The organism is Shewanella sp. c952 (assembly GCF_019654975.1).
Taxonomy (GTDB): Bacteria; Pseudomonadota; Gammaproteobacteria; order Enterobacterales; family Shewanellaceae; genus Shewanella.
On record NZ_BPEW01000104.1, the window covers coordinates 1 to 587 of the forward strand.

The 587-nt window shown below is 55.5% G+C and carries 1 protein-coding gene; it reads left to right on the plus strand.

The genetic code is table 11. The features are described from left to right. Positions 1-234 precede the first annotated feature (234 nt). A partial coding sequence (locus K5R16_RS22080) for a class I SAM-dependent methyltransferase (RefSeq protein ID WP_220740556.1) occupies positions 235-587 on the plus strand: 353 nt, incomplete at its 3' end.

Here is a 587-nt window from a genome sequence, read left to right on the forward strand (position 1 = left end):
TTTTTCAAGCAGAAGACGGCATACGGGATGCTCAGGAGTCTCGTGGGCTCGGTCGGCATGTTGCTGTCCGTGCCGCTCACCATGATAGTCAAGATAGCTCTGGAATCGAGCCAGAGTGGCAGTTGGCTGGCAATCTTGCTCTCGGACGATGCCAGTATTGCCGTGCGGGAAAATGCCGATAAAGAAGCGGCATCCGATGCCGAATAAAGGCAGAAATAAGAGGTTGAGGATTTCATGCAGTTATTTTTGGAAGCCATCACAGACCTGATACCAGGCGATGAGTGTGGCCGTTTGTTTCATGGTCGCGGTGGCCGTTATCCAGGCAGCGAGCACTTATGCTTGGATTGGTTTGCACCTGTGGTGTTGCTGACCGCCTTTAAACCACTGACGCCGGAAGAGCTGGCGCTGGTTACCGAGCGTCTGCAATTACGCTGGCAAGCCTTGGGGCTGGCCCTGAATCTGGTCTATCAATACCGCGCCGCCGGGCAGACCCGCACCGAGCTCATTGCCGGCGAGATACCCGAGCCACATCTGGCCAGCGAGCTTGGCTGCCGTTATCAATTGCATCTGTTACGGGGCCAGAATCA